Source organism: Streptomyces sp. NPDC008125 (assembly GCF_042957125.1).
Classification (GTDB): domain Bacteria; phylum Actinomycetota; class Actinomycetes; order Streptomycetales; family Streptomycetaceae; genus Streptomyces.
Genome location: NZ_JBIBHR010000004.1, coordinates 228488 through 253845 on the forward strand (window position 1 = coordinate 228488; position 25358 = coordinate 253845).

21 protein-coding genes and 1 tRNA gene are annotated in these 25358 nt (G+C 71.6%); 14 read left to right on the forward strand and 8 right to left on the reverse strand.

Translation table 11 applies throughout. The features are described from left to right. Nucleotides 1-66 precede the first annotated feature (66 nt). The 3 genes from ACFZAX_RS08835 to ACFZAX_RS08845 all read right to left on the reverse strand — a co-directional run bounded on the left by ACFZAX_RS08835 (nt 67) and on the right by ACFZAX_RS08845 (nt 4776). Nucleotides 67-2598 (reverse strand): FtsX-like permease family protein, encoded by a 2532-nt coding sequence (locus tag ACFZAX_RS08835; protein ID WP_390960272.1) that lies wholly within the window; start codon nt 2596-2598, stop codon nt 67-69. A gap of 151 nt (nt 2599-2749) precedes the next feature. After that, the gene (locus ACFZAX_RS08840; RefSeq protein ID WP_327177514.1) at nt 2750-3520 is read right to left on the reverse strand and encodes an ABC transporter ATP-binding protein; all 771 of its coding nucleotides are present in this window, start codon (nt 3518-3520) and stop codon (nt 2750-2752) included. Nucleotides 3521-3741: 221 nt separating this feature from the next. Continuing rightward, nucleotides 3742-4776 (reverse strand): substrate-binding domain-containing protein, encoded by a 1035-nt coding sequence (locus tag ACFZAX_RS08845; protein ID WP_390960512.1) that lies wholly within the window; start codon nt 4774-4776, stop codon nt 3742-3744. 255 nt (nt 4777-5031) lie between these two features. Between ACFZAX_RS08845 and ACFZAX_RS08850 the strand changes: the two genes are divergently transcribed. The 8 genes from ACFZAX_RS08850 to ACFZAX_RS08885 all read left to right on the forward strand — a co-directional run bounded on the left by ACFZAX_RS08850 (nt 5032) and on the right by ACFZAX_RS08885 (nt 14381). Continuing rightward, complete coding sequence (locus ACFZAX_RS08850) at nt 5032-6762, forward strand: ABC transporter substrate-binding protein (protein ID WP_390960273.1); 1731 nt, start codon at nt 5032-5034, stop codon at nt 6760-6762. Nucleotides 6763-7068: 306 nt separating this feature from the next. Continuing rightward, nucleotides 7069-8064, forward strand: coding sequence for an ABC transporter permease subunit (locus tag ACFZAX_RS08855; RefSeq protein ID WP_390960274.1), 996 nt, complete (start codon nt 7069-7071; stop codon nt 8062-8064). Further along, nucleotides 8061-8981, forward strand: coding sequence for an ABC transporter permease subunit (locus tag ACFZAX_RS08860; protein WP_390960275.1), 921 nt, complete (start codon nt 8061-8063; stop codon nt 8979-8981). The genes ACFZAX_RS08855 and ACFZAX_RS08860 overlap by 4 nt, the downstream gene beginning before the upstream one ends. A gap of 4 nt (nt 8982-8985) precedes the next feature. Further along, nucleotides 8986-9927, forward strand: coding sequence for an oligopeptide/dipeptide ABC transporter ATP-binding protein (locus ACFZAX_RS08865; protein ID WP_390960276.1), 942 nt, complete (start codon nt 8986-8988; stop codon nt 9925-9927). Further along, complete coding sequence (locus tag ACFZAX_RS08870; protein ID WP_390960277.1) at nt 9912-10829, forward strand: ATP-binding cassette domain-containing protein; 918 nt, start codon at nt 9912-9914, stop codon at nt 10827-10829. Before ACFZAX_RS08865 ends, ACFZAX_RS08870 begins: the two co-directional genes overlap by 16 nt. After that, on the forward strand, nt 10826-13282 hold the full coding sequence (locus ACFZAX_RS08875; RefSeq protein WP_390960278.1) for a glycoside hydrolase family 2 TIM barrel-domain containing protein: 2457 nt from the start codon (nt 10826-10828) through the stop codon (nt 13280-13282). The genes ACFZAX_RS08870 and ACFZAX_RS08875 overlap by 4 nt, the downstream gene beginning before the upstream one ends. A gap of 291 nt (nt 13283-13573) precedes the next feature. Further along, nucleotides 13574-13656, forward strand: a tRNA-Leu gene (locus ACFZAX_RS08880). 524 nt (nt 13657-14180) lie between these two features. Further along, complete coding sequence (locus ACFZAX_RS08885) at nt 14181-14381, forward strand: hypothetical protein (RefSeq protein ID WP_390960279.1); 201 nt, start codon at nt 14181-14183, stop codon at nt 14379-14381. A gap of 184 nt (nt 14382-14565) precedes the next feature. Here the strand turns inward: ACFZAX_RS08885 and ACFZAX_RS08890 are convergent, their stop codons facing one another. After that, complete coding sequence (locus ACFZAX_RS08890; protein WP_390960280.1) at nt 14566-15021, reverse strand: MarR family transcriptional regulator; 456 nt, start codon at nt 15019-15021, stop codon at nt 14566-14568. A gap of 205 nt (nt 15022-15226) precedes the next feature. On the opposite strand from ACFZAX_RS08890, the gene ACFZAX_RS08895 reads away from it, so the two are divergent. Next, nucleotides 15227-16684: an MFS transporter gene (locus tag ACFZAX_RS08895; protein ID WP_390960281.1), complete on the forward strand. Its 1458-nt coding sequence runs from the start codon at nt 15227-15229 to the stop codon at nt 16682-16684. A gap of 93 nt (nt 16685-16777) precedes the next feature. On the opposite strand, the gene ACFZAX_RS08900 is transcribed toward ACFZAX_RS08895, so the two are convergent. Together ACFZAX_RS08900 and ACFZAX_RS08905 are read right to left on the reverse strand one after the other, a co-directional pair. After that, complete coding sequence (locus ACFZAX_RS08900) at nt 16778-17251, reverse strand: DUF5959 family protein (protein WP_390960282.1); 474 nt, start codon at nt 17249-17251, stop codon at nt 16778-16780. A 98-nt stretch (nt 17252-17349) separates the two neighbouring features. After that, nucleotides 17350-18015, reverse strand: coding sequence for an MOSC domain-containing protein (locus ACFZAX_RS08905; protein WP_390960283.1), 666 nt, complete (start codon nt 18013-18015; stop codon nt 17350-17352). Between the two features lie 80 nt (nt 18016-18095). Between ACFZAX_RS08905 and ACFZAX_RS08910 the strand changes: the two genes are divergently transcribed. Beyond that, the gene (locus tag ACFZAX_RS08910; RefSeq protein WP_390960284.1) at nt 18096-19013 is read left to right on the forward strand and encodes a LysR substrate-binding domain-containing protein; all 918 of its coding nucleotides are present in this window, start codon (nt 18096-18098) and stop codon (nt 19011-19013) included. A 115-nt stretch (nt 19014-19128) separates the two neighbouring features. Here ACFZAX_RS08910 and ACFZAX_RS08915 read toward each other — a convergent pair whose 3' ends face one another. Then, nucleotides 19129-19515, reverse strand: coding sequence for a WhiB family transcriptional regulator (locus tag ACFZAX_RS08915; RefSeq protein WP_390960285.1), 387 nt, complete (start codon nt 19513-19515; stop codon nt 19129-19131). Nucleotides 19516-19984: 469 nt separating this feature from the next. Here ACFZAX_RS08915 and ACFZAX_RS08920 point away from each other — a divergent pair, with 469 nt between their 5' ends. The 4 genes from ACFZAX_RS08920 to ACFZAX_RS08935 all read left to right on the forward strand — a co-directional run bounded on the left by ACFZAX_RS08920 (nt 19985) and on the right by ACFZAX_RS08935 (nt 24381). Then, the gene (locus tag ACFZAX_RS08920; protein ID WP_003948568.1) at nt 19985-20596 is read left to right on the forward strand and encodes a response regulator transcription factor; all 612 of its coding nucleotides are present in this window, start codon (nt 19985-19987) and stop codon (nt 20594-20596) included. 303 nt (nt 20597-20899) lie between these two features. Continuing rightward, entirely contained in the window at nt 20900-21475 is a 576-nt protein-coding gene (locus ACFZAX_RS08925) for a sigma-70 family RNA polymerase sigma factor (RefSeq protein WP_266708156.1), read from the forward strand. A 172-nt stretch (nt 21476-21647) separates the two neighbouring features. Then, the gene (guaB, locus tag ACFZAX_RS08930; protein WP_390960286.1) at nt 21648-23150 is read left to right on the forward strand and encodes an IMP dehydrogenase; all 1503 of its coding nucleotides are present in this window, start codon (nt 21648-21650) and stop codon (nt 23148-23150) included. Between the two features lie 106 nt (nt 23151-23256). Next, the gene (locus ACFZAX_RS08935) at nt 23257-24381 is read left to right on the forward strand and encodes a GuaB3 family IMP dehydrogenase-related protein (RefSeq protein ID WP_328719853.1); all 1125 of its coding nucleotides are present in this window, start codon (nt 23257-23259) and stop codon (nt 24379-24381) included. Between the two features lie 123 nt (nt 24382-24504). On the opposite strand, the gene ACFZAX_RS08940 is transcribed toward ACFZAX_RS08935, so the two are convergent. Then, on the reverse strand, nt 24505-25236 hold the full coding sequence (locus ACFZAX_RS08940; RefSeq protein ID WP_390960287.1) for a hypothetical protein: 732 nt from the start codon (nt 25234-25236) through the stop codon (nt 24505-24507). Between the last annotated feature and the right edge of the window lie 122 nt (nt 25237-25358).

A 25358-nucleotide genomic window follows, 5' to 3' on the forward strand; every position in this document is an offset into this window, starting at 1 on the left:
GGAGACCGCTCGCAGAACGGCGGTCTCCGGCCCCTGGTTCCGTCAAGGCCCGTCACGGGCCTCCGATCACTCCGTCTTGATCGCCGTCAGCATGTTCAGCCGGGCGGCGCTACGGGCCGGCCAGAGCGAGGCGAGGACGCCGACCAGGGCGGCCAGCAGCAGGAAGATCCCGATGCGGCCCCACGGGACGACCAGCTCGTAGCCGGGGATCGCGGCGGAGATCGTACGGCCGATCGCCCAGCCCAGGAACGTTCCGAGCAGGATGCCGACCACCGCGCCGAACAGCGAGATCACCACGGCCTCCAGCCGGATCATCCGCTTGACGCGCGCCCGGTCCAGGCCGATCGCCCGCAGCATCCCGATCTCCTGCTTGCGCTCGAACACCGACATCGCCAGGGTGTTGACCACTCCGAGCACCGCGATGAGCAGCGCCATCGCCAGCAGGCCGTACATGATGTTCAGCGCCAGGTTCACGAAACCGCCGAACATGTCCCGCATGTCCTGCCGGTCCATCACGGTCATCGCCGGGTTGTCGCCCAGCGCGTCCACGACGGCCTGCTCGTTCGCGGCGGAGGCGCCGCCGTCCGTCTTCAGCCAGATCTCCTGGATGTCGGCGGTCTCGGTGTGGGCGTTCGCGAGGTCCTCCGGGAGCAGGACGGGGGAGACGAACTGGTTGGCCTCGTAGACCGCGCCGATCGTCACCTCGCCCTTCTTCTCGTCCTCGAAGGTCGCCGGCAGGGTGTCACCGGTCTTCCAGTGGTTGTTCCGGGCGGTGTCCGAGTCGACCGCGATCCGGCCCTCGGCGAGAGAGCCCAGCGAACCGGTGACCGTCTTGAGCGCGAAGAGCTTCTCCACGTCGCCCGGGGTCACACCGGACGCGGCGTGGTGCTTGCCACCGACCGTCAGCCGGTTCGCCTGCTGCGGCGAGACGGCGGTGACGCCGTCGGCCTTCCGCAGTGCGGTGAGGGCGGACGAGTCCAGCGCGTCGCCGCTCGCCATCGAGACCATGTAGTCGGCCTTGATGTTGTCCGTCGTCATCCGGTCGACCGCCTGGCCGAGGGTGACGCCCAGCACCGAGATGCCGGTGACCAGGGTCAGCCCGATCGCCAGGGCCGAGGCGGTGGCGCCGGTGCGGCGCGGGTTGCGCACCGCGTTCTGCGCGGCCAGCTTCCCGGACACCCCGAACACCCGCGTCAGCAGCGGGCGTACGAGCGCGATCGCCGGACGCGACAGCAGCGGGATCAGCACGATGATCCCGATCAGCGCCAGGAAGGCGCCGGCCGCGATCAGCTTCCGGCCGTCGGCGTCCGCCGCGGCGGCGCCGCCGACGATGCCGGCCGCGCCCAGCAGGGTGACGGCGCCGCCGATCGAGTTCCGTACGACCAGCGAACGGGTGCTCGCCACCGCGTGCACACTGCTCATCGCGGCCACCGGCGCGATCTTCGCGGCCCGGCGGGCGGGCAGCCACGCGGCGAACACCGTGATCAGGACGCCCACCGCGAACGCGGCGAGCACCGTGCCGGGGGCGATCACCAGCGGACCCGCCGGGATCTTCCCGCCGATCAGGCCCATCGCCGACCGCAGCGCGGCGGCCAGACCGGTACCCACCGCGAAGCCCACCGCCGAGGCGACGAGACCCACCACGGCCGCCTCCATCAGCACCGACCGCTTCACCTGCCGGCGGGAGGCACCGACGGCGCGCATCAGCGCCAGCTCCCGGGTGCGCTGGGCGATCAGCATGCTGAAGGTGTTGGCGATCAGGAAGACACCGACGAAGAGTGCGATACCGGCGAAGACCAGCAGGATCGTGTCGAGATTGCCCAGCCCGTCCTCGATCTGCTTCGCCTGCTCGTCGGCGAGCGCCTGCCCGGTACGGGCGTCGGCGCCCCGGGGCAGCAGGGACTTCACCTCGGCCAGCAGCGCGGTGTCCGAGGCGCCGGGGGCCGCGGCGACCGTGGCCTCCTGGAACTCACCGGCCCGCAGGAACAGCTTCTGCGCGGTGGCCTCCTGGAAGAGGACCAGGCTGCCGCCCGCGTTGACCGCGCCGTCCTCGGTGGTGAAGACACCGGTGAGGGCGTACTCCTTCACCGGCCCGTTGGTCGCCACCCGGACCGTGTCGCCGACGTGGTAGCCGCCCTTGTCGGCGGAGGCCCGGTCCAGGGCGATCTGACCGTCCTTCACCGGTCCGTCGCCGGAGGTGAAGGTGTACGCGGGGTCCTTGCCGTCCTTGCCGGGGGCGAAGTTGCCGCCGCTGGTGGACCAGCCGCTGCCGATGAGCTTGCCGTCGCGGTCGGCGGCCCCGGCGAAGCCGGAGACCCGCCCGGTGACCCCGGCGACTCCGTCCAGCGCCCGGATCTTCTCCAGGGTCGCCTCGTCGACGCCGGCGGGGGTGCGGCCGTCGCGGTGGCCTCCCGAGGTCGACACGGCGACGGCGACGTCGTCGTAGCTCTTGGCGGACTGGTTGCGGAAGGCGTTGCCGAGCGTGTCGGTGAAGATCAGCGTGCCGGAGACGAAGGCGACGCCGAGCATGACCGCGAGCACGGTCATCAACAGCCTGGCCTTGTGCGCGAGCACATTGCGCAGGGCGGTACGGAACATGTGTGTGTCCTGGGATGAGGTCCGGAAGGACCGGGGGAGGGCGCGGCACGCCCGGGGGACGGGGGCTGTACGGAGGAACGGGGCTGTACGGGGGGCCGGGGACGGGGGCCGGGGCCGGTACGGCGTGGGGCCGACGTCCGACCCGCCCGGGTCAGCTGGTGCGGCCCTTGGCGTCGAACGCCTTCATCCGGTCCAGCACGCCGTCCGCCGTGGGCCGCGCCATCTCGTCGACGACCGCGCCGTCCGCGAGGAAGATCACCCGGTCCGCGTAGGAAGCGGCGACGGCGTCGTGGGTCACCATCACGACGGTCTGGCCCAGCTCGCGCACGGAGTTGCGCAGGAAGCCCAGGACCTCCGCGCCGGACCGGGAGTCGAGGTTCCCGGTCGGCTCGTCGCCGAAGATGATCTCGGGCTGCGAGGCCAGCGCACGGGCCACCGCGACACGCTGCTGCTGCCCGCCGGAGAGCTGGGTCGGCCGGTGCTTCAGCCGGTCGGAGAGGCCGACCATGTCGATGACCTGCTGGAGCCAGGCAGCGTCCGGTTTGCGGCCCGCGATGTCCATCGGGAGCGTGATGTTCTCCAGCGCGGTCAGCGTCGGCAGCAGGTTGAACGCCTGGAAGATGAACCCGATCTTGTCCCGGCGGAGCTGGGTGAGCTGCTTGTCCTTGAGCGAACCCAGCTCGGTGTCGCCGATGCGCACCGACCCGGAGCTGAAGGTGTCGAGCCCGGCCACGCAGTGCATCAGCGTGGACTTGCCGGAGCCGGACGGACCCATGATCGCGGTGAACTCGCCCTGCGGGAAGTCCACGGAGACCCGGTCCAGGGCGACCACCTGGGTCTCGCCCTGGCCGTAGACCTTCGACAGCTCCGTGGCGCGCGCGGCGACGCCGGTGGCACGGGGGACGGGGGGTGCGGTGGTCACAGGGACGCTCCTGAGGGGACGGGGGTGGGGTGACGCGGCCCCGGGACGGGTCCGGGACAGGACCGGCGGTACCTTCGGGGCCCTCTCATTCTCCGCGTTCCCGGCGGCCCGTTCGTCAGTCCCCGTGCCCGTTCCGGTGGCACTCTCGAGTCGCACCGGGGTGGGACCCGCCTCCTCCTCCGGGATGACACCGGGGCCCCCGCCGGGGCCGTACCACCTGGTCAGCGCGGCGGCGCCGTCGAGCCGCGCGGGACGAGACGGGCGGCGGCGTCCTCGCTGCCCTCGGCCGCGCCCTCGGCGACCAGGGTCAGCAGGGTGCGCGCCGCCAGCGCCCCGTACGCCGGGATGTCCCGGCTCAGCGCGGTCAGCGGCGGCCGGACCACCTGCGAGAGCTGCGAGTCGTCCCAGGCGACCAGCGACAGGTCGGCGGGCACGTCGAGACCCATCTCCTGGGCGACCGAGAGCCCCGCGACGGCCATGATGTCGTTGTCGTAGATGATCGCGGTCGGCCGGTCCGGGGCGCTGACGAGTCGGCGGGTCGCGTGCGCGCCCTCGTCCCCGGAGTAGTCGGTGTGCACCACCACCGGTGCGCCCAGGCCTAGTTCGGCGCACGTCCGGTGCTGCTCCCGGTCGCGGAGCCGGGTGTGCGTCAGTTCCGCGAGCCCCGCGACACGGGCCACCCGGCGGTGTCCGAGCGCGTGGAGGTACGCCAGGGTGTCGCGGAGCGCCGCCGCGTCGTCGGACCACACCGGCACCAGCGGACCGGCCGCCGACGGGTGGCCGATCGCGACGGCCGGCAGGCCGAGCCCGGCGACGCCCGTGACGCGCGGGTCGGGTTCGCCCGGGCGCGGCTCGCGCAGATCGGCGAGGAACACCCCGTCCACCCGGCCCTCGCCCCACCAGCGCCGGTACACCTCCAGCTCCTGCGCCGGACCGCTCACCATCTGGAGCAGCAACGCGCAGCCGCCGGTGGAGAGTTCGCTCTCGATGCCGCTGATCAGCTCCATGAAGAACGGCTCCACCCCGAGCATCCGGGCGGGGCGGGAGAGCGCCAGGCCGACCGTGTCCGCGCGGGCGCGGGTGAGCGCGCGGGCCGCGCTGTTGGGCCGCCAGCCGATCTCCTCGGCGATGGCCTTGATGGCGGCGCGCGTGGCGGGGGACACCCCGGGCCGGTCGTTGAGCGCGTAGGACACCGCGACCTTGGAGACCCCCGCGCGCAGCGCGATGTCGGCGATCGTCGGGCGGTTCTTGGGCAACGGGACCTCGCTTAACCGGTTCATGTCCAGCGGCATCGTAACCCCTGGCCACCCCCCGTGCGGTGCGGTCCCGACCGTCTCCGGGCGTTCCCGATGTTCTCTCCGCTCGACTCGAACGTACCGTCAACTCCGGTACATGGAAAGGATGGGAGCGCTCCCGCGAACCCTTGACACGACCTCGGAGCACCCATACCTTCACGGCACTTACCCGGTTCAGTGACTCCGCTCGCAGGGACGGCGGGGAGAGGAAGGGCTATGGGTACGGGTATCCGGGTGCGGATCGCCACAGCACTCGCCGTGATCGCGCTCACCGCCACCGCGTGCACCGGAGGGAGCCCGGTGACGGGCAAGGGGCCGGGCGGCGCGCAGGGCGGGTCGTTACCGCGCGACGAGACGCTCTACACCACCGGTACGCAGTGGGGGCCGCCGGCCAACTACAACCCGCTGCGCGACTGGGACCACGCCACCGGCACCAAGGGGCTGGTCTACGAGACGCTGTTCCACTTCGACCCGAACGCCGGGAAGCTGACCCCCTGGCTCGCCGAGTCCGGCGCCTGGAAGGACGCGAAGACCTACGAGGTGAAGCTGCGGCCCGGGATCACCTGGTCCGACGGCGAGCCGCTCACCGCCGAGGATGTCGCGTACTCCTACGGCCTCGGCAAGATCGAGGCCTCCTCGTTCCACTCCCTGTGGAGCTGGCTCTCCGCCGCCGAGGCGGTCGACGACACGACCGTCCGGTTCACCTTCACGTCCGCCCACTACCAGGAGTGGGACTTCACCCTCTACGGCCGGCCGGTCGTCCCCGAACACGTGTGGAGCGGCCGGTCCGAGGAGGAGATCCTCAACGGGGTCAACGACAAGCCGGTCGGCACCGGGGCCTACACCCTCAAGAGCAAATCCCAGGACCGGGTGGTCTGGCAGCGCCGCGAGACCTGGTGGGGCACGAAGGCGCTCGGCATGACGCCCGCGCCGCGCTACATCGTGGACGTCTCCAACCCGAGCAACGAGGTCGTCATCGGCCAGCTCGGACAGGGCCAGCTCGACCTGAGCAACAACTTCCTGCCCGGCGCCTCCTCGCTGGTCAAGGCCAAGAAGGTCGTCTCGTACTACGACCAGCCGCCCTACATGCTGTCCGCCAACACCGCCTGGCTGGTGCCCAACACCACCCGCAAGCCGCTGGACGACGCCGCCTTCCGCAAGGCGCTCGCCGCCTCCGTGGACATCGACAAGATCGTGAAGGGCGTCTACGGCGACCTGGTCAAGAAGGCCGACCCGACCGGGCTGCTGCCGCAGTGGGACCAGTACATCGACAAGGGCGTGGTGGCCTCGGACGGGTTCTCGTACGACACCGCCGGCGCGAAGAAGATCCTCGCCGACGCCGGGTACCGCGACACGAACGGCGACGGGCTGGTCGAGAACAAGGACGGCTCGAAGATCGCCCTCAAGCTGGCCGTGCCCACCGGCTGGACCGACTGGATGGAGGCCGCCAAGGTCGTCGCCGCCGGGGCCAAGGCCGCGGGCATCTCCGTGACGACGGAGTTCCCCGACCAGAACGCGCTCAGCGAGCAGCGCGCGAAGGGTGACTTCGACCTCGTCCTCAACAACGACCGCCAGCTGTCCAACACCCCGTGGACGTACTACGAGTACATGTTCCAGCTCCCCGTCCAGAAGCAGCAGAACACGGTGAACTTCGGACGGTACGAGAACCAGGAGGCGTGGAAGCTGGTCCAGCAGCTCGGCCAGGTCCCGACCGACGACGCCGCAGGGATGAAGGCGGTGGCGAGCAGGCTCCAGAAGATCCAGCTGGACGAGATGCCGCTCATCCCCCTCTGGTACAACGGCCTCTGGTCGCAGTCCACCACCGGCACCTGGACCAACTGGCCCTCCGACGCCCCGGGAGCACCCACCTACGCCCCGGCGCTCTGGCGCAACTGGCTGGAGATGGGCGGCTTCGAGATGCTGACCCAGCTCAAACCGGCGAAGTAGCCGCCGCCGGCCGGCCGGTACGGGCGGCCCCCCGCCGCCCGCACCGGCCCGGTAGTCCGCCGCCACGCGCACCGGCCCGGTGGCCCGCCGCCACCCGCACCGGCCCGGTGGCCCGCCGCCACCCGCGTACCCCACCGTGCCGCCCGGCGGCGGCACGCCCCCACCCGCGCGTTCCTCCATGCCGCCGACCGTGGCCCGCACACGCGACCCGCGTACCCCCCCGTGCCGCCCCGGCCCTCCGAACCCCGCCCCGCCGCGCGCCCCACGGCGCACGCGCTCCGGCGGGACACCTCGACGGGAGCTCCCTTGCGCCGCTACTTCGCCCGAAAACTCCTGGTCTACGCGCTGACCTTCGTCGTCGCCGTCACCGTCAACTGGATGATCCCGCGCTTCATGCCGGGCGACCCGGTGGCCGCCATGGTCTCCCGGGCCCGCGTCTCCCAGCCGGAGGCGGCCGAGGCGATGCGCGCCTACTACAACAACCTCTTCGGCTTCGACCAGCCCGTCTGGCAGCAGTACCTGCACTTCTGGGGTGCCCTGTTCCAGGGCGACTTCGGGATCTCCGTCTGGGTGTTCCCGACCCCGGTCTCCGACGTGCTGCTCGACGCCCTCCCGTACACCCTGGGACTGATGATCCCGGCGGTGCTGCTCAGCTGGATCGTCGGCAACTGGGCCGGTGCGCTCGCAGCCCGTCGCAAGGTGCTCGACAACACCGTGCTCCCGGCGGGCTACCTGCTCACCGCGATGCCGTACATGTGGATCGCGGTGATCCTGGCCTGGGCCCTCGGCTCGAAGGCGGGATGGTTCCCGATCTCCGGCGGCTACAGCCTGGACATCCAGCCCAGCTGGACCCTCGACTTCGCCCTCGACCTGGCGCACCACTGGGTGCTGCCGTTCCTCTCGCTCTTCCTCGTCGCGCTCGGCGGGTGGGCCATCGGCATGCGCAACATGATCATCTACGAGCTGGAGTCCGACTACTCCTCGTACCTCTCCGCCCTCGGCGCACCCCAGCGGCTCATCCGGCGCTACGCCTTCCGCAACGCCGTGCTGCCCCAGGTCACCGGGCTCGCCCTGCAACTGGGCGTCCTCGTGGCCGGGGCACTGGTCACCGAGATCGTCTTCGCCTATCCCGGCCTCGGCTCGCTCATCCTCGCCGCCATCCAGAACCAGGACTTCTTCCTGCTCCAGGGGGCGTTCCTCTTCATCGTCATCGGCGTGCTGATCGCCAACTTCGTCATCGACGTCGTGTACGTCCTCGTGGATCCCCGGACCCGTACCGGCATGGCAGGAGGCCAGTCATGAGCGCACCGCCCGGACCGGCCGGGAGCACCCCGGAGACTGTCGGGACCGCCCCGGAGACCAAGGCCGCCGGACCCGCCCGCGAGACCCTGCACTACGCCGTGCGCAACCCGAAGCTGCTCATCGGTTTCACCGTCGTCCTGGTCCTGCTCGCCCTCGGGCTGTTCGGCCCGCCCCTGCTCGACACCGCCGACCCGAACGCCTACGGCGGCCCGCAGGCCGCGCCGCCCGACTCCACGTACTGGATGGGCACCACCACCTTCGGCCAGGACGTGTACGCCCAGTTCGTGCACGGGCTGCGCGCCACCTTCCTGGTCGGTGCGGTCGGCGGGGCCATCGCCGCCGTCGTCGCGATGCTCGTCGGCTTCTTCGCCGGCTACCGCGGCGGGGTCCTCGACGAACTCCTCACCATGGTCACCAACGTGGTCCTGGTCATCCCGGCGCTCGCCGTGCTGCTCATCATCAACGCGTACCTGGGCGTGCGCTCGGTGCCCGTGCAGGGCGTGTTCATCGGCCTCACCTCCTGGCCCTGGGCGGCCCGTGCCATCCGCGCGCAGACCTTCACCCTGCGCACCCGGGAGTTCGTGGACCTGGCCCGGCTCAGCGGCAACGGCACCTGGCGGATCGTGTTCCGCGAGATCGCGCCCAACATGAGCTCCTACCTCTTCATGATGTTCATCCTGCTCTTCGGCGGGTCCGTCCTCATCGCCTCGTCGCTCGACTTCATCGGCCTCGGACCGACCGGCGGAGTCTCGCTCGGCCTGATGCTCCAGAGCGCCCAGCAGTGGAGCGCGCTCCAACTCGGCATGTGGTGGTGGTTCGTTCCCCCGGGGGCCGGGATCACCGCCATCGTCGGCGCGCTGTACGTCGCCAACGTCGGCCTCGACGAGGTCTTCAACCCGAAGCTGAGGGAGTCCTGAGCACATGACGCTGACCGTCACCGACCTGCGGGTCCACTACCGCACCCTGCGCGGCGAGGTCCGGGCGCTGGACGGCGTCGGCTTCGACGTGGCCGACGGCGAGATCCTGGGCCTCGCGGGCGAGTCCGGCTGCGGCAAGACCACCCTCGGCAAGTCCCTGATCCGGCTCGACGGCCGGATGCGGCACGCCGGCGGCACCGTCACCCTCGACGGCGAGGACGTCCCCATCGCCGACGACCGGGCGATGAACGCCTTCCGCTTCCACCGGATCTCGCTCGTTCCGCAGTACTCGATGAGCGCCCTCAACCCGACCCGCCGCATCGGCCGCATGATCCGCGAACTCCTCGCCTCGCGCGGGGTGAGCGTCGACACCGCCGAACTCCACCGCAGGCTCGACCTGGTGGGCCTGGACCGGGACGTCCTCGACCGGTACCCGATCGAGCTGTCCGGCGGCATGAAACAGCGGACCGTCATGGTGATCTCCACGCTGCTCGACCCCGCCGTCCTCATCGCCGACGAGGTCACCTCCGCCCTCGACGTCTCCACCCAGAAGGCGGTCGTCACCGCGCTCACCGGACTGCGCGACGCGGGCCTCGTCACCAGCATGCTCTTCATCACCCACGACCTGGCCCTGACCTCGCACATCGCCGACTCGATCATGGTGATGTACGCGGGAAAGCTCGCCGAGAAGGCGCCGACCCGGGTCCTCACCGCCGAGCCCCGCCACCCGTACACCCGGATGCTCCTCGGCTCGCTCCCCGAGGTCGGCGTCCGCCACCGCGACCGGCCGCTCAGCGGCATCGCCGGCTCCCCGCCCTCGCTCCTCGACCCGCCGGCCGGCTGCCGCTTCCGCGACCGCTGCCCGCTCGCCGACGCCGGATGCGCCGAGGAACCGCCGGTCGTGGAGATCGCCCCCCGTCACTCCGTCGCGTGCTGGAAGGCATGATGCTGACCCTGGACCGAGTCACCAAGACCTACCGCGCGGGCGCCTTCGGCGGCGGCTCCGTCACCGCCGTCGACCGGGTCTCCTTCGACGCGGCGCCCGGCGAAGTCGTCTCCCTCATCGGCGAGAGCGGCAGCGGCAAATCCACCATCGGGCGCATGATCCTCGGCCTCACCGGGATCTCCGGCGGCAGCCTCACCCTGGACGGCGCACCCGTCCGCCCGGGCAAGGACTTCTACCGCCGCGTCCAGGGCGTCTTCCAGGACCCGTTCTCCTGCTACAACCCCGTCTTCAAGGCCGACCGGGTCTTCGCCATGATCCGCCGCGCCTACCACCCCGGAATCGGCGACCGGGAGTGGGCGGAGCGCGTCGAGAAGGCGGTACGCGACGTACGCCTCGACCCCGGCCAGGTGCTCGGCCGCTACCCGCACCAGCTCAGCGGCGGCCAGCTGCAGCGCCTCCTGATCGCCCGCGCGCTCCTGCTCGACCTGAGTTTCCTGGTCGCCGACGAGATCACCAGCATGCTCGACGCCTCCACCCGTATCGACGTGCTCAACCTGCTCGCCGGGCTGAAGGAACGCGGACTCGGCGTCCTCTACATCACCCACGACCTCTCCCTCGGCACCTACCTCGCCGAGCGGACCGTGGTGCTCCGAAGGGGCCGGGTCGTCGAACGAGGCGACACGCAGAAGGTGTTCGGCAACCCCCTGCACCCGTACACCCGGACGCTGCTGGCCGCCGTGCCCCGGCTCAACACCCCCTGGGACCCGCCGGAACCGGTGGAGCACTGCGCGTACCACGCGGGGGCGGCGGAACCCGCCGACCCCACCGGGCTCCGCGAGGCCGGACCCGGTCACTTCGTGGCCTGCGCCGGACTCCCCGACTGCGGAAGGATCACCGCGTGACGCTCCACCGACTGCCCCTCGCCGACGGCTGGACGCTGCGCCCGGACGGGCCGGTCCCGGTGGCCCTCCCGGCCGGCGGCGTGCCCGCCACCGTCCCCGGCTGCGTCCACACCGACCTGCTCGCGGCGGGGCTCATCGACGACCCGTACCTGGACGACAACGAGAACCGGCTCGGCTGGATCGGCCGCACCGACTGGACGTACCGCACCACCTTCCATCGCTCCGCCGCGGAGGCCTCCTCCGCGGACCTCAGCGCGGACCTCTGCTTCGACGGCCTCGACACCGTCGCCACCGTCACCCTGAACGGCACCGAGCTCGGCCGCACCGCCAACCAGCACCGCTCCTACCGCTTCCCGGCCGAGCACCTGCTCCGCGAGGGCGCCAACACGCTGGAGATCCGCTTCACCGCCCCGTACGCCTACGCGGAAGCGCTCCGCGACCGCCTCGGCGACCGCCCAGGCGCCTACGCGGAGCCGTACGCCTTCATCCGGAAGATGGCCTGCAACTTCGGCTGGGACTGGGGCCCGACCCTCGTCACCTCCGGCATCTGGCGCCCCGCGGCGCTGGAGACCTGGACCGGCCCCCGGATCGCCGGGGTGAAGCTCCTCGGCGACGTGGACCCGGACGGCGTGCCGCGCCTGACCGCGACGCTGACGGTGGACCGCCGGGGCGAGCGCGGCGACCGCGCGGGAGCGCTCGCCGCGCACGTCGAAGTCGCGGGCGAACGGCACACGTTCACCGTCCCCGCCAAAGGGACGGCAGCGACCCTCGTGGTGCCCGTACCGGACGCCGGACGCTGGTGGCCGCACAGCCACGGGGAGCAGCCGCTCTACGCCGTCGAGGTCCGGGTCGGCGGGCACGCATGGCAGGGCAGGACCGGCTTCCGCACGGTCTCCCTGGAGCGCGAGGCGTTCCGGATCGCCGTCAACGACGAACCGGTGTTCGTCCGCGGCGTGAACTGGATCCCCGACGACTGCTTCCCGTCCCGGATCACCCGGCAGCACCTCTCCGACCGGCTCGACGAAGCCGTCGCCGCCGGGGTCAACCTCGTACGCGTCTGGGGCGGCGGCCTCTACGAGAGCGACGACTTCTACGAACTTGCCGACGAAAAAGGCCTGTTGGTCTGGCAGGACTTCCCCTTCGCCTGCGCCGCCTACCCGGAGGAGCAGCCGCTGTACGACGAGGTCGCGGCCGAGGCCCGCGAGAACGTCGCCCGCCTCGCCCCGCACCCCTCCCTCGTCCTGTGGTGCGGCAACAACGAGAACCTGGAGGGCCACGCCGACTGGGGCTGGGCCAAGGAGCTCGGGAGCCGCACCTGGGGGTACGGCTACTACCACGAACTGCTCCCCGCGATCTGCGCCGAACTCGACCCCACCCGCCCGTACTGGCCCGGCTCGCCCTACTCCGGATCACCCGAACTCCCTCCGAACGCACCGGAGTCGGGAACGGTTCACCTCTGGGACGTGTGGAACCGGGTGGACTACCGCCACTACGCCGACCACGCGCACCGCTTCGTCGCCGAGTTCGGCTTCCAGGGGCCGCCCGCGTACGCCACCCTCCGGCGCGCGATCAGCGGCCCGCTCGCGCCCGACGCGCCCTACGTACGCCACCACCAGAAGGCCGAGGACGGCGACGCCAAGCTGCTCCGTGGCCTCGGCGACCACCTCCCGCAGCCCGCCGGCGACGGCCCCGCCTCCTTCGACGACTGGCACTGGCTCACCCAGCTCAACCAGGCCCGCGCCGTCGCCTTCGGCATCCGCCACTTCCGCAGCCACACCCCGTACTGCATGGGCTCCGTCGTCTGGCAGCTCAACGACTGCTGGCCGGTCGTCTCCTGGTCCGCCCTCGACGGCGACGGCCGCCGCAAACCCCTCTGGTACGCCCTGCGGTCGGTGTACGCCGACCGCCTCGCCGTCCTCCGCGACGCCACCCTCCACCTGGTCAACGACGCCGCCGAACCCTGGGACGGCACCCTCCACCTGGCCCGGCGGGCACTCGACGGCACGGTGCTCGCCGAGGAGCGGCTGCCCGTCACCACGGCCGCCCGGGACGTCACCCGGGTACCCCTCCCGCCGTCCGTCGCCGCCCCGGCGGACCCGGCCCGCGAACTGCTGGTGGTGCGGCTGGGGGAGCTGCGGACCGTGGAGTTCTACGCGGAGGACCCCGCCGTGGACCTCCCCCCGGCCCGCTGGACGGCGACCGTCACCCCCGATGGTCCTGCCGCCTACGAGGTACGGGTGACCGCCCGCACCCTCCTGCGCGACCTCGCGCTCTTCCCCGACCGCTTGGGCCCGGCGGCCCGGGTGGACGAGATGCTCGTGACCCTGCTGCCCGGCGAAACCACCCTCTTCCACGTCACCGGAGCCCACCTCGCCGACCCGGACGCCCTCACCCGGAAGCCGGTGCTGCGGTGCGTGAACGACGGGGTGCGCGACCGCCTGGACGAGGTGTGAACGACGGCCCGGACGACGCGGCCGGCCGGCAGCCGGAGAAGGGGGGTGGCGAGGCCCTGGCGAACGGTGGTGGAGGTCCGGCGGATTCGTCCGTAAGAGTGCGGCGACTTTCCGTCAATCCCGTTCTCCGGGGAGAGGGACCATGATCGGGTCCGGGCCGTGGTCATGACCTCGGAGCACGGTCTGACGCACCATCAAGCGATCAATAAAATAAGACAACATCGCGCTACTGCTCCGCTGGTGGGGGGCACCCCCGGATAGGGTCAAGACCCGACGCGGAGCCGCGCGCCAGCCCGGGTGGTGGAACGCAGACACGGCGAGCTTAAACCTCGCTGCCCCTCGGGGGCGTGCCGGTTCGAGTCCGGCTCCGGGCACCCATTCTCATCGCGGCTCCGACCCCGGCAGGGGTCGGATTCCGCGCGTGTTCCCGCAGCGGCGGGGACGCGGCGGGAACACGGTGGGAGCGCGGCGGGGACGCGCCTCCCCTCTTTCGGCCCGGCACCGTGCAGCCGCCTACCCGGCGGTCGGCCCGCTTCCGTGCCGACCGCCGTCATCCGGGCCGGAGAGGACCACGCGCGGTGCGCTCCGAAGGGGCGGCGCCACGCGGCGGGCACCCGGACGGCGGGTCCGAGCGGTACGCGCGGTGGACCAGGAACTCCCTCGCGGCGCCCCGACCGGCAACCGTCGGACTGTTTCGGCCATCTCGTCCCGACTCTCATCCAGGCCCCCTCCGGCGCCCGAATCCCTACGTGACTACACAACAAGAGGAACCTCGCGCGGCGGAGCCCGACGCCGCATACCGTGCGTATCTGAGGCATACCATCCACTGCTCGACCTGCCGCGCGGGTGAACGCTGCGCGTCCGCGTCGCGTCTGGCCGAGGAATGGCGGAGGTTCCGTTGATCTGTGTGGACTGCGATCAGGCCATTCTCGGACCGGCCGTGCTGGTGTCGGAGGGGGACAGCATGTCCGGGGCGCGGGCCGGTGCCTACGCCCACCCGCCGAACTCCCCGGAGTGCGTGCCCCGTACGCCCGGCAAGGCGAAGCTGCGACGTCTCATCGACGGCGGGGTGGGGCCGGGGCGCGCGGGGGCGGGGTGATCGGCTTTCCCGGCAGGGCCTGCCAGGTCATCGCGCCGACCCCTCCCGCACTGCCGGACCCCTCCCGCGCGGACGAGCCCCCATGTCGCCGAAAGGTTCCTGCGTGGGGGCGCGTTGACCGGGACGCCGGTGCGATGCGGAAGATTCCGCGTGTCTGGACGGCTGCTGAGGCGATCCACCCGACTCAGGGCCGGGGCCAGGGCCGTCCGCCGAGGCGTTCCAGGTCCGAGTTGAACCGGCGGAGGTAGCCGGCGAAGGCGGCGACGTCCTCGCCCGGCCAGTCGACCATGACCCGGCCCAGGGCGGCGACCGTCCCCTCGCGTTCCTCGTCGAGGATCCGGCTGCCCTCGGCCGTGATGCGGAACTTGCGGGCCATCCCGCCCGCCGGGTCGGGGATGCGCTGGACGAGTCCGGCGCGCATCGCCGCCGTCGTCTGACGGTTGAGCGTCGAGGTGTCGAGGTCGAATGCTTCGCTCAACTCCCCGATGGACATGGGGCCTTGAATGCGGATGCGGCTGAGCAGGATGTACGCGCTGCGCTCCAGGACGCCGTCCTCGCGGCGGCCCTTGCGGTGGCTCAGGAGCCCGTGGCGACTGAGCAGCATCTGCTCGTACTCGACGTCCTTGACGGCCCTGTCCATGGGTGGGATGCCTCCAGCTTCCTGCCGGGCCGGTGTGTCGGGGTCCCGGGTGGCCCGGCTCCATCCTGACACAGGATGTGCATCGAGCACACGGCATGCATAATGCATTGGGATTGCACGATGCTCACCCTTGTCCCGCCCTGCTCCAGCCCGCCCGATTTTCGTCCCGGACCTCCCGTCCCGACCCACACCGAGGAATCGCGTTATGGACGCACCCCAGCCCACGGCCCGCACGGGCGGCGTGATCACCACGCTGGCCCTCGCCGGCACCGCCGCCGCGATCATGCAGACCCTGGTCACCCCGCTGATCGCCGAGCTCCCGCAGATCCTGCACACCTCCTCCTCGAACACGGCCTGGGTGATCACGGTCACGCTGCTCGTCGCGGGCGTCTGTGTGCCGGTCACCGGCCGCCTCGGCGACCTCCTCGGCAAGCGCCGGATGCTCCTGGCGTGCGCCGTCCCGCTGATCGTCGGCTCCGTGGTCTGCGCGCTGTCCTCCTCCATCGTGCCGATGATCGTCGGCCGGGGTCTCCAGGGCATGGGCATGGGCATGGTGCCGCTCGGCATCGCGCTCCTCCGTGACGTGGTCCCCGCCGAGAAGCTCAGCAGCTCGATCGCCCTGGTCAGCGCCTCCATGGGCATCGGCGGCGCCCTCGGCCTGCCGATCTCCGCCGCCGTCGCCGAGTACACCAGCTGGCGGGTCCTGTTCTGGGGCTCCGCGGTGCTCGCGGTGATCGTCGCCGTACTGATCCACACCTTCGTCCCCGACGTCCCCGCCGGGGCCAAGGGGCAGCGCTTCGACGCACCCGGAGCGGTCGGGCTCGCCATCGGCCTGGTCTCCCTGCTGCTCGCCATCTCCAAGGGCGCCGACTGGGGCTGGGCCTCCGGCACCACGCTCGGCCTGTTCGCCGTGGCCGTCGTGGCCCTGGGCGTGTGGGGCTTCTACGAGCTCCGCACCCGCGACCCGCTGGTCGACCTGCGGACCACCGCCCGCCCCCGCGTCCTCATGACCAACATCTCCTCGATACTGGTCGGCGTCGGCATGTACTCCTTCATGCTGATCGCCCCGCAGCTCCTCCAGTTCCCCGAGGCCACCGGCTACGGCCTGGGCCAGTCGATGCTGGCGTGCGGTCTCTGGATGGCCCCCGGCGGCGTCATGATGATGATCGTCTCCCCGCTCGGCGGAAAGCTGATCAACGCCCGCGGCCCGAAGATCGCCCTGGTCCTCGGCGCACTGGTCATCTCCGCCGGCTACGGCATCTCTCTCTTCCTCATGGGCTCCGCCTGGGGCCTGATGATCGTCGGAATCGTCATCAACAGCGGCGTCGGCCTCGCCTACGGCGCGATGCCCGCCCTGATCATGAGCTCGGTCCCGATCTCCGAGACCGCAGCCGCCAACGGGTTCAACACCCTGATGCGCTCGCTCGGTACGACCATCGGCTCGGCCGTCATCGGTGTGGTCCTCGCCCAGATGACCATCAACCTCGGCGGCCACACCCTCGCCTCCGAGGACGGCTTCCGCGTCGGCCTGACGGTCGGCTGCGGCGTCGCCCTGGTCGCCGCCGCCGTCGCCGCGTTCATCCCGGGCCTCGTCCGCCCGGCCGCCGACAAGGACGAGGCCGGCGAGGCCCCGGCCGCGAAGGCCGCCGTCGAAGCCGCCTGACGCGTCGCCGTACCGCCCGGCCCCCTACGAGGAGGAGGGCCCCGCACACCGAGGGGTGTGCGGGGCCCTCCTCCTCGTAGGGGGCCGGCGGTCTCACCGCTTGCGGTCGGGGCTCCATACATAGGCTCCCGGGGACGTCTCGACCACCTCGCGGGGCCAGGTCCGGCGGACCTGTTCCAGGCGCTCCCGGTGCTCGGCGATCCAGTCGCCCTCCGGCCGGGCCCCCCAGAGGGCCGTCAGGCGGTCCGGGTCGTCGACCGCTATCGACAGCCAACCGCCGTGCTCGTGCGGGTGGATGTCGAGATTCAGGGCGTCCTCGTCGCCGAGGCGCGCCGTCCCGCCCGGCGCCAGGCCGGCGAGCGCCTGCTCCCAGGAGTCCAGGTGTCTCGGCATGAGGTGGAAGTCGAGCCTGGCATCGGCGAAGCCCATGGCGGCGAGTACCTCGGCGCACAGAGTGTCATGGCCGGTCAGCACCCCCGGCATCCACCGCCCCGTGACGCGTACGACGCAGCGGTTTCCGTCCGGGTCGGTGAGGTGGACCAGGTCCACCGGAGCGGGTTCCGTCATGGGCGTGCTCACTTCCGTAGGCGGGTGGGTCCCGCATCCTTCTCCGGTCACGGCCCCCGCCGCACGGGGCGCCTCGTCCGCCGAGGGCCCGCAGGGTGTCAGACCCCCTGCTTCGCCACGTACTCCCGCGCCGCCGCCAGCGCCTCCGGGTGCAGTGCCTCGCCCGCCGGGAGGAGGCTCGGCAGCAGGGTGCGGTCGGCGAAGGAACGGAACTCCAGCGCCGCGGTCACCCCGTGGTCCGGGCGGTGGACGATCTCGATCGGGTCCCCGGCACTGATGGAGCCGGGGGTGATGACCCGCAGGTACGCGCCGGTCACCGCCTCCTGGCTGAAGCGCTTCACCCAGCGCTCCTCCTGTACGTGGCCCGCGAACGTACGGCACGGGATGCGGCCTGCGGTCACCTCCAGGACCAGGTCCGGACCGATCCGCCACCGCTCGCCGACCAGCGCCTCGCTGACCGCCAGGCCCAGGGTCGTCAGGTTCTCCCCGAAGATCCCGTTCGGCAGCGGCCTGCCCAGCTTCCGCTCCCAGGCGTCGAGCTCCTCGCGGGCGTACGCGTACACCGCCTGGTCGCTCCCGCCGTGGTGGCGCAGGTCGCAGACGGCGTCCCCCGCCAGACCGCTGCCGCCGACGCCCTTCGGCCCCGGGTCGGTCACCCGCACCGGGCCCTCGACCGGGCGCTTGTCGATGCCGGTGAGGCCGTCGCGGGAGCTGGTGTGCTCGGAGTGGCGGGCGGTCCCGACGTTCACGGTCAGCAGATGCATGGAGCAAGGTTAGAACGCCCGGCATCAAAGCCGCACGGCAGTTTTGCGCAATCCTCAGAAGCGACGCTTATGGTGGAGGGGTGATCGAAGCCCGTCATCTCCGCGTCCTGCGCGCCGTCGCCACCACCGGCTCGTTCTCCGCCGCCGCCCGCGAGATGGGCTTCACCCAGCCGGCCATCAGCCAGCAGATGAAGGCGCTGGAATCGTCGGTCGGCACGCCGCTCCTGATCCGTACGGGCCGGGAGATGCGGCTCACCCAGGCCGGCGAGGCCCTGGTCCGGCACGCTTCCGGCATCCTCGCCGGGCTGACCGCCGCCGAGGAGGAGGTCGCCGCCATCGCGGGGCTGCGCGCGGGCCGGGTCCGGCTCGTCTCCTTCCCCAGTGGCAGCTCCACCCTGGTCCCCGGCGCCCTCGCCGCACTGCGCGCCGAGCACCCCGGCACCCAGGTGTCGTTGGTGGAGGCCGAACCGCCCCGGTCCGTGGAGATGCTCCGCGACGGGGACTGCGACATCGCGCTGGCCTTCCGGTACGGCAACTCGGGCGGCGGTGACGGCGCGGAAAGCGGCGACGGCGACTGGAACGACCTGGTCGTCCGGCCGCTGCTCGCGGACCGGCTGATCGGGCTGCTGCCCGAGGACCACCGGCTGGCCGGGACGGACGCGATCGACATCGGTGAACTCGCAGGAGACCCGTGGATCGCCGGCTGCCCGCGCTGCCGACGGCAGCTCGTGGAGGTCTGCGAGGAGTCCGGCTTCACCCCCCGTATCGACTTCGCCACCGACGACTACCCCGCCGTGATCGGACTGGTCGGCGCCGGGCTCGGAGTGGCGGTACTGCCCGCGCTGGCGATCGAGTCGGTACGGCCCAAGGGGGCCGTGACCGTGACGGTGAAGCCCGCCGTGGTGCGCGAGATCGTGGCGCTGACCCTGCCGGACCTGGCCCGGGTCCCCGCCGTGGCGGCCACCCTGGACCAGCTGTCGCTGGCTGCGGAGCGCTGAACCCCCCCGGTTCCGCCGATCCCGCCGATCCCCCCGACTCGGCCGACCGGGCCGATCCGCTGATCGCGCGGTGACTGCAGAAACGTTCCTGCGGTGACGGGTCGGCGTGCGGTCCTCAGTCGTGCCGCGCGCCGTCACCCGCACCGGCGTGCTGTGCGCCGCCACCCGTACCGGCGTGCTGTGCGCCGCCACCCGTACCGGAGTGGGCCGCCGTGATCAGGCGGTTGCGGGCGCGGCCCATCAGTTCCTCGCGTTCGTCCTCGGTCAGGCCGCCCCACACTCCGTAGGGCTCGCGGACCGCCAGCGCGTGGGCGGCGCACTCGGCGCGTACCGGACAGCGCATGCACACCTCCTTCGCCGAGGTCTCGCGGGCGCTGCGGGCGGCTCCGCGTTCGCCCTCGGGATGGAAGAACAGTGAACTGTCGACCCCCCGGCAGGCCGCGAGCAGCTGCCAGTCCCACAGGTCCGCGTTGGGTCCGGGAAGGCGGGAGAAATCTGCCATTGCTTGTCCCCTCGAAACCGTGCTCTGCCGGGGACGTCGTCCCGGCAGTCGCAGTCCGTCGTCGTCCGTCGGTGGGCTGATCCCCAGCTCCCCAGTCCCTCGGTTCCTCAGGGGCTGAGGCGTGACCGTACATCTATGGTCGTAGTAGATGTAAATATGACTGATTGCGAATCTAGTCACAGACACCAGGAAAAGGGAAGAAAACCCGCCAAATAGGGCACGCCAACCGGTGAAGTTTCGGTTGAAGGGTGAAGCGCCCGCGTCGATCCGCTCCGTATGTGCGGCCTCACGTAGAGTGCCGAACCCTACGGTCCGACCCGTAACTCTTTCGAGTGACCATCGTTGAGAGTGCGGAGGCGGTTGGTGACTAACCGGCTCGGGCACATGTCCGAGGGGGTCAACCGCACAGGTGACGACTTGTATCAGCCTGGAGGCTCAAGGTGACGCGCATCAGCTGCGGAGGACGGTCATGACATCCGTCCTCGTCTGTGACGACTCCCCGCTCGCCCGGGAGGCGCTCCGTCGCGCGGTTGCGACCGTGCCCGGCGTCGAGCGTGTGACGACGGCGGCCAACGGCGAGGAAGTACTCCGCCGCTGGGGAGCCGACCGTTCGGATTTGATTCTGATGGACGTCCGCATGCCCGGCCTGGGGGGTGTGGAGACCGTCCGGCGGCTGCTCTCCGCCGACCCCGGCGCCCGGATCATCATGCTGACGGTCGCCGAGGACCTGGACGGTGTCGCGCTCGCGGTCGCCGCCGGTGCCCGCGGCTATCTGCACAAGGACGCCTCGCGCGCCGAACTGCGGGCCACCGTGACCCAGGCGCTGGCCGACCCGACGTGGCGGCTCGCCCCGCGCCGGCTGCGGTCCGCGGAGATGGGGGCGGCCCCCACACTCACCGCACGCGAGATCCAGGTGCTCGAAGGCATGAGCCACGGCCGGTCCAACGCGGAGATCGGGCGCGAGCTCTTCCTCTCCGAGGACACGGTCAAGACCCACGCCCGCAGGCTCTTCAAGAAGCTCGGCGCCTCGGACCGTGCCCACGCCGTGGCGCTCGGATTCCGCTGGGGCCTGGTGCGCTGAGGCGTGGCCGTCCCCACGTGCCGGAATCGTCCCCGTCCGCGGACCCGCGGACGGGGCGACGGAGGGCGCCGGCGGGGCGGCCCGCCCACGGCGAGCCGGGTTGCGGCGGTGGTGGGTGACGCTTCCCGGCCGATGACGCATCCTTGAGCTGTGGAGTTCCTCGGGAACGACGATTCGGCCCAGCGGATCCAGCGGAAGGGGAGGGCGCAGGACATGACATCCGGCGCACCCGCTCGTAACGCTTCGGTGCACAACTCGGAACGCGATGGCGCGGACCGGTCCGCACCGAGGCACCATGGTCCGATGCGTGACGACGAGACGACGGTGATCGCTGCCCTGGTGCATCGGGCCGTGGACGGCGACGCGCAGGCGACCCATGACCTGCTGGCCCACGTCCACCCCCTCGCCCTGCGGTACTGCCGGTCCCGACTGAACCGGCTGCCCGGTGACGCTCGTCACTTCGTCGAGGACCTGGCGCAGGAGGTCTGCGTCGCCGTACTGATGGCGCTGCCCCGCTACCGCGACACGGGCCGCCCCTTCGAGGCGTTCGTCTTCGCCATCGCCGGGCACAAGGTCGCCGACCTCCAGCGCGCCGCGATGCGCCACCCCGGATCCACGGCCGTCCCGTCCGACGAGATGCCCGAGCGCCCCGACGACTCCCTCGGCCCGGAGGAGCGCGCGCTGCTCAGCAGTGACGCGGCCTGGGCCAAGAAGCTCCTCGCCAACCTCCCGGAGAACCAGCGCGAGCTGCTCGTCCTGCGGGTCGCGGTCGGCCTGACCGCCGAGGAGACCGGACAGATGCTGGGCATGTCCCCCGGTGCCGTACGCGTCGCCCAGCACCGGGCGCTCAGCCGGCTGCGAGCCCTCGCCGAGCAGTGACTTCGGACGCACCCGCGTCGGCGTCTCCCGGTCCGGCCCCCGTTTCCCGGGCGTCCCGGCCTTCTGTAGGAATCTACCGGGGAGCTCGGTGATCTTGGTCGTGGAATGAGACACCTCCGAAGGCCGTTAGCATGGACATCCGCACCGATCAAGACCATTTGGGGAAGGTGTCATGACTGCAAACGTCGACGGAGTGCCTGAGAAGTTCGCGACGCTCGGGCTGACATACGACGACGTGCTGTTGCTGCCGGGCGCGTCGGAGGTCCTGCCCAACGCGGTCGACACCTCGACCCTCATCTCCCGCAACGTGCGCGTGAACATCCCCCTGCTGTCCGCCGCCATGGACAAGGTGACCGAGTCGCGGATGGCGATCGCGATGGCCCGTCAGGGCGGCGTCGGCGTGCTGCACCGCAACCTCTCGATCGAGGACCAGGTGAACCAGGTCGACCTGGTCAAGCGGTCCGAGTCCGGGATGGTCACCGACCCGATCACCGTGCACCCCGACGCCACCCTCGGCGAGGCGGACGCGCTCTGCGCGAAGTTCCGCATCAGCGGCGTGCCGGTCACCGACCCCGCGGGCAAGCTCCTGGGCATCGTGACCAACCGTGACATGGCCTTCGAGTCCGACCGTTCGCGCCAGGTGCGTGAGGTCATGACGCCGATGCCGCTCGTCACCGGAAAGGTCGGCATCTCCGGCGTGGAGGCGATGGAGCTGCTCCGCCGCCACAAGATCGAGAAGCTGCCGCTGGTCGACGAGGCGGGCACCCTCAAGGGCCTCATCACGGTCAAGGACTTCAAGAAGGCCGAGCAGTACCCCAACGCCGCCAAGGACGCCGAGGGTCGTCTGCTGGTCGGCGCGGCCGTCGGCGCCAGCCCCGAGGCGCTGGACCGCGCCCAGGCGCTCGCCTCCGCCGGGGTCGACTTCCTCATCGTCGACACCTCGCACGGCCACAACAGCAACGCCCTCAATTGGATGGCGAAGATCAAGTCGAGCGTCGGCATAGACGTCATCGGCGGCAACGTCGCCACCCGCGACGGCGCGCAGGCCCTGATCGACGCCGGCGTCGACGGCGTGAAGGTCGGCGTCGGACCCGGCTCGATCTGCACCACCCGTGTGGTCGCCGGTATCGGCGTCCCCCAGGTCACCGCGATCTACGAAGCCGCTCTCGCCGCCCGCGCGGCGGGTGTGCCGGTCATCGGCGACGGTGGCCTGCAGTACTCCGGCGACATCGGCAAGGCGCTCGCCGCGGGCGCGGACAGCGTGATGCTGGGCAGCCTCCTCGCGGGCTGCGAGGAGTCGCCGGGTGAGCTGATGTTCATCAACGGCAAGCAGTTCAAGTCGTACCGGGGCATGGGTTCGCTGGGCGCCATGCAGTCCCGCGGCCAGGGCCGTTCGTACTCCAAGGACCGGTACTTCCAGGCCGAGGTGTCCTCGGACGACAAGCTCGTGCCCGAGGGCATCGAGGGTCAGGTGCCCTACCGCGGCCCGCTGGGCAACGTCCTCCACCAGCTCGTCGGCGGCCTGCGTCAGACCATGGGTTACGTGGGCGCCGAGTCCATCGACCAGATGGAGAGCAAGGGCCGCTTCGTACGCATCACGTCGGCGGGCCTCAAGGAGAGCCACCCGCACGACATCCAGATGACGGTCGAGGCACCGAACTACAGCAGGAAGTAGCACCGGGCGCGGTGCGGGAGGGGCGGGCCGGGGTTCCCCGGGCCGCCCCTCCCGTGTGTGTCGGGGATACTGGTCAGCGCAGACGTAGAGGGAAAGGCCACACATCGTGACTGAGATCGAGATCGGGCGCGGCAAGCGCGGCCGCCGGGCATACGCATTCGACGACATCGCTGTCGTACCGAGCCGCAGGACCCGGGACCCGAAGGAGGTCTCGATCGCCTGGCAGATCGACGCCTACCGCTTCGAGCTGCCGTTCCTGGCCGCTCCCATGGACTCCGTGGTCTCCCCGCAGCACGCCATCCGCATCGGCGAGCTCGGCGGACTCGGCGTCCTCAACCTGGAGGGTCTGTGGACCCGCCACGAGGACCCGCAGCCGCTGCTCGACGAGATCGCCGAGATGCCGGTCGAGTCCGCGACCCGGCGCCTCCAGGAGATCTACTCCGCGCCGATCCAGGAGGAGCTGATCGGGCAGCGCATCAAGGAGGTGCGCGACTCCGGTGTCGTCACCGCCGCCGCGCTCTCGCCGCAGCGCACCGCCCAGTTCTCCAAGGCCGTCGTCGACGCCGGGGTGGACATCTTCGTCATCCGCGGTACGACCGTCTCCGCCGAGCACGTCTCCGGTGCCGCCGAGCCGCTCAACCTCAAGCAGTTCATCTACGAGCTGGACGTCCCGGTGATCGTCGGTGGCTGCGCCACCTACACCGCGGCCCTGCACCTGATGCGCACCGGCGCGGCGGGTGTCCTGGTCGGCTTCGGCGGCGGCGCCGCGCACACCACCCGCAACGTCTTCGGCATCCAGGTGCCGATGGCGACCGCCGTGGCGGACGTGGCGGGTGCCCGCCGCGACTACATGGACGAGTCCGGCGGCCGGTACGTGCACGTCATCGCGGACGGCGGCGTCGGCTGGTCCGGCGACCTGCCGAAGGCCATCGCCTGCGGCGCGGACGCCGTGATGATGGGCTCCCCGCTGGCCCGCGCCACCGACGCGCCGGGCCGCGGCCGTCACTGGGGCATGGAGGCCGTCCACGAGGACGTGCCGCGAGGCAAGCTGGTGGACCTCGGTTCGGTCGGTACGACCGAGGAGGTGCTGACCGGCCCGTCGCACACCCCGGACGGCTCGATGAACATCTTCGGCGCCCTGCGCCGCGCGATGGCCACGACCGGCTACAGCGACCTCAAGGAGTTCCAGCGCGTCGAGGTGACGGTGGCGGACTCGCAGCACCGCCGCTGATCGCGTTCCGCGCGGCTTCGCGGGGATCCCCGCATACGGAGAGGGCCCCGACCACACCTGGTGGTCGGGGCCCTCTCCGTATGCGGGCCGGGCCCTCTCCGTATGCGGGGCAGCCGGCGCGGATCAGTCGGAGAGCTTCTTGGCGGTGGAGAACGACGCGAACGCGGCGAGCACGAAGACGACGACGCTGATGAAGCCGATGTCGGCTTTCCACGCCTCCTGGAGCACGCCGAAGTGCTTGAAGAACATGTCGGTGACGGAGACCGGGAGTGCCTTGGAGGCGAAGATCGCCTCGCCGAGCAGCTGGCTGAAGTAGATCGAGGCGAGGGAGAACACCGCGGCGGCGAACGGCAGCACGGGGTTCCTGCCGCCGACCTTGCCGGCCACCCAGCCGATGAGGAGGCCGACGACGACCCCGGCGTAGGCGAACTCGCGCTCGGTGCCACCGATGATGGCGCCGTAGACAGCACCGATCACGGCTGCGGTGCCGAGCGACGCGAGCAGCCCGAGGGCCAGGTTGTCGCGGACCGGACCGGCGGCCGGCGCGAACGGAACCCCGGGGTACTGCCCCGGCTGCCCTGCCTGCGCGGGCCAGGGGGTGCCGGGGGCGGGCGGCCCCGGCTGACCGGGCTGCGCGCCCGCGAAGGGGTTGCCGGTGGGCGCGCCCGGCGCGGGGGCGACCGGGGCCCCGACCGGCGGACCGGCCTGGGGCACGGGCGCTCCGGCCGGGGGTGCCACGGGCGGTGCCGCCGGGACGGGCGCCTCGGGCGCCTCGGCCGCGTACGGGTTGCCCGCGACGGGCCGGCCGTCCTCGGGCTGCTGGGGCCGGCTGGGCGGCGGCACGGGCTGGCTCATGGTGGAAATCCCCCTGGGACGGATGCGCGCACGACGGTGCGGCGGATGCGCACGGTTGTGCGAAGGTGACGCCGCAGGCTAGCAGCCGCCTGTGACGGCGCCCACCGGGATTCGAGGGCCGT